Annotated in this window: 2 protein-coding genes; one reads left to right on the forward strand and one right to left on the reverse strand. The window is 75.2% G+C overall.

From position 1 onward, the window contains the following. On the forward strand, positions 1–602 hold a 602-nt coding region (locus EBH09_RS10400; protein WP_153182643.1), incomplete at its 5' end, for a response regulator transcription factor. Between the two features lie 124 nt (positions 603–726). Here the strand turns inward: EBH09_RS10400 and EBH09_RS10405 are convergent. Next, positions 727–1,678, reverse strand: a 952-nt coding sequence (locus EBH09_RS10405; protein WP_238697262.1) for an MFS transporter, incomplete at its 5' end; no start/stop codon positions are given.

The following is a 1,678-nucleotide window of genomic DNA, read 5'->3' on the forward strand; positions in this document are numbered from 1 at the left end:
TCCGTGTCCTCCTCGCCGAGGACCAGGGCATGATGCGCGGGGCGCTCGCGCTGCTGCTCGGGATGGAGGACGACATCGAGGTGGTGGCGCAGGTGGCGGCCGGGGACGAGATCGTCGGCGCCGCGCTCACGCACCGTCCGGACGTCGCCCTCCTGGACATCGAGCTGCCGGTCAGGAGCGGCCTGGACGCCGCCGCCGAACTGCGTGAGCGGGCGCCCGGCTGCCGGGTGCTGATCCTGACCACCTTCGGCCGCCCCGGGTACCTCCGGCGGGCCATGGAGGCGGGCGCCGCCGGTTTCCTGGTGAAGGACGGCCCGGTGGAGGAGCTGGCCGGCACGATCCGCCGGGTGCTGGACGGCGAGACGGTCGTCGACCCCGCGCTCGCCGCCGCCGCGCTCAGTGCGGGCCCCAGCCCGCTCACCGCCCGTGAGTGCGACGTGCTCAGGGCCTCCGCGGACGGCGCGACCGTCGCGGACATCGCCGCGGCCCTGCACCTCTCGGAGTCCACGGTCCGCAACTACCTCTCGGCGGCCATCGGCAAGACCGCCACCCGCAACCGCGCGGAGGCGCTCCGCGAGGCACGGCGACAGGGGTGGCTGTGAGGCGGCCGCCGACCGGAGCGGGCCGGGTGGCTCCGAGGCGGCCGCCGGCCGGAACGGGCCGGGTGGATGGCCGGAGCGGGCCGGGTGGATGCCGGCGTGCCGGGTGGATCGGGGCCGGCCGCGGCTACCCCCGTGGCCCGCGCTTCGTCCGCTCCCCCGCCGGCAGCCACACCCGCATCAGCACCGCCCCGGCCACCAGTACCGCCGCCGCCGTACGGAACACCAGCGCGTACCCGTCCGTCAGCTCCTCCGGTCCGGCGCCCTCTCCCCCGGCCCGGGCCGCCGCGATCGTCGACATCACGGCGAGTCCCAGCGAACCGCCCATCGTCCGGGAGGTGTTGATCAGCCCGGAGACCAGTCCGGCGTCCCCGGCCGCCGCGCCCGAGATGGCCAGCGACGCCAGCGGGGTCGCCGCCAGCCCCGCGCCCAGCATCATCAGTACCCCGGGAATCATGATCGCGGTCACGTACCCGCCGTCCGCGGTCATCGTCGACTGCCAGCCGAATCCGACGGCCGCCACGAGCGTGCCCAGCACGGCCACGTTCCGCGCCCCGATCACCGGCATGAACCGCGGCGCCGCCTTCGAACCGAGTACGACCGCGAGCGAGCTGGGCACGAGGGCGAGACCGGCCTCCAGCGGGGAGTAGCCCAGCACGTTCTGCGCGTACAGCGTCATGAAGAACCACATGGCGAACATCGACGAGCCGGACACCAGCATCGCCACGTTCGCCGACGCCACCGACCGCAGCCGCAGCAGCCCGAGCGGCATCAGCGGCGCCGCCGTCCGCGCCTCGACGAGCAGGAACAGCGCGAGCAGCGCGAGCCCGGCGAACAGCGGCACCAGCGTCGCGGTCGCGGCCCACCCCTCGGACTCGGTCTGCGAGATGCCGTAGGCCAGGGTGGCCAGCCCGGCGGTGACCAGGAGCGCGCCGGGCAGGTCCAGGCGCCGTCGTTCACCGGCCCGGCTCTCGGTCAGCCACAGCACGGCGCCGGCCAGCACCACCGCGCCCACCGGCACGTTGATCAGCAGCACCCAGCGCCACGACAGCCCGTCCACCAGGAGGCCGCCCACCAGA

This window comes from Streptomyces sp. E2N166 (genome assembly GCF_003671715.1).
In the GTDB taxonomy this organism is placed as follows: Bacteria; Actinomycetota; Actinomycetes; order Streptomycetales; family Streptomycetaceae; genus Streptomyces; species Streptomyces thinghirensis.